The sequence below is a fragment of the Pseudomonas sp. FSL R10-0056 genome (assembly GCF_009600105.1).
GTDB classification, from domain to species: Bacteria; Pseudomonadota; Gammaproteobacteria; order Pseudomonadales; family Pseudomonadaceae; genus Aquipseudomonas; species Aquipseudomonas bubulae.
This window is the reverse complement of the sequence record NZ_WIWL01000040.1, coordinates 1-2,013: the sequence shown is the minus strand read 5'-3', so window position 1 is coordinate 2,013 and position 2,013 is coordinate 1. Positions and strand designations below refer to the sequence as shown.

The 2,013-nt window shown below is 52.1% G+C and carries 1 protein-coding gene; it reads right to left on the bottom strand.

Translation table 11 applies throughout. The annotated features are described in order from the left end of the window. Window positions 1–514 precede the first annotated feature (514 nt). Complete coding sequence (locus GHO42_RS02435) at window positions 515–1,990, bottom strand: PAS domain-containing methyl-accepting chemotaxis protein (protein WP_178127026.1); 1,476 nt, start codon at window positions 1,988–1,990, stop codon at window positions 515–517. Between the last annotated feature and the right edge of the window lie 23 nt (window positions 1,991–2,013).

The following is a 2,013-nucleotide window of genomic DNA, read 5'->3' as shown; positions in this document are numbered from 1 at the left end:
TCAGCTGTCACCGGTAGAGTTTGAAAAGCGTTACGCAGCGAGCCTGGAGAGTGTCTAGGAAACCCGGGGCGATTCACAGAGCTTCTAAGGCCTCTAAGATCAACGGCTCGCCAGCCTCAGTCATTCCCAGAATTGTCCTCTTCATCAATACCCGCCCTCTCAGTAGTCAAATCAGTATAGCGGTTGCCCACCGGCAGTCAGCCTCGACCCAGAGCTGTCGCTGGCCAAAGACAGTTATCGGTCACTTGCATGCTTCCTTGCGCTGTAACCTGCCAGTCAGCTCGCGGTATTTACCACGTGTAAGCACGAGTCACATCGGTAACTGGGCGAAGGCTTCTGACAGAAACCGGGACACTTTGCGCTCAGCATGGGAGAGGGTTAGCTGATTGGCACCGCTATCAACAAGCCCCTCTAAACCTTGGATTTGCTCTCGCAAAACCTTGAGATCAGAGCCAGGCTAAGAGCGCAATTGAGAGCCCGCACAGAGCGGGCTTTTGTAGAGAAGTTTCGTTTGTTACCGGTTGAATCGTTCGACCAATGAGTACTGGGTCGTCGCTGTTTGAGTTAATTCTTTGCTGAGCTCTGCCGAGCTTCTTGCTTGTTGAGATGTTTGATCTGCAAGATTTGCGATGGTCGTAATGTTGCGACTAATCTCCTCTGCAACGGCAGTTTGCTCTTCAGTCGCTGCGGCGATCTGGGTGGTCATATCAGTAATGTGAGCTACCGCATCACTAATACCGACCAATGCCTTGTCAGCTTCTAGTACCCAGGCGACTCCTTCTTCAGCTTGGCGATGTCCATTCTCCATGGTTTTAACAGCACTATTTGACGAGGTTTGCAGCTTGGAGATCAGGCTATGAATTTGAATAGTTGACTGAGTGGTGCGTTGTGCCAACTGACGCACCTCGTCTGCAACCACAGCAAAGCCTCGGCCCATATCTCCAGCACGTGCAGCTTCGATCGCGGCATTCAAAGCAAGCAAGTTGGTTTGATCGGCAATACCTTTAATGACATCGACAACCGTTCCGATTTCATTGCTGTCTTTAGCTAACTGTGCAACCGCTTGGCCAGTCTCTCCGACAACGATCGAGAGGCGTTGGATGGCCTCTCGGGTATCTCGAGCTACATCACGGCCCCGTCCTGTTAGCTCATTGGCTTCTTGAGTAGCGCTAGCGGTTCTCTGAACGTGGGTTGCGACCTCCTGCGTGGTCGCAGCCATCTGACTAACTGCAGCTGACACTTGCTCAGTCTCGACTCGCTGACGTTCAAGTCCGCGCGAGCTATCTGAGGCAAGGTTATCCGACCTTTCAGCCAGACCAGTGAGCTGCTCTGCGGTGTCTTGCAAACGAGTAAGGCAAGTCTTGAGCCTCGATGTCTGGCTCACAAATGCGGTTTCAAGCCGCGCCTGTGGGCCGCGCTCATCGCTATACATCTGTGCAATTAACTGATCCGAGGTTGTGGGGTCAGCCATTTTCAACAGATGCAGCGCCCCTTGATTTTTCTGACGCGAAACAATCAGCCCGAAGAGAACAGATATTAATACCGCCAAGGTTAATGCCAGAGAAGTACTGAAAAATACTCCCCCTAAGGAGCCCACTAGCCCCATAGCCAAAAGTGGTAGCCAGTCCATGAGGATAGGTTTCCATTTGTCACTGCTGGGGATAGCCGACTTGCCTAGGTTTAGGCGATTGTAAAGGTTCTCTGCGCGTCGAATTTGATCGGTCGTAGGCTTAACCCTGACCGATTCATAACCAATTACCTGGCTGCCCTCGAAAATTGGAGTGACATAAGCATTCACCCAGTAATGGTCGCCACTGCTAGTTCGGTTCTTTACGATACCCATCCAAGGCTGGCCCTGTTTGAGAGCGCCCCACATATGAGCAAATATGGCAGAGGGGACATCGGGATGTCGGACGATATTTTGGGGCGCGCCTATTAGGGAATCTCCGAACAAGCCTTCAGTTATGCGAGAATCCCCGTAACACCTGATCCGAGCCGCCCATGAGCCAGATG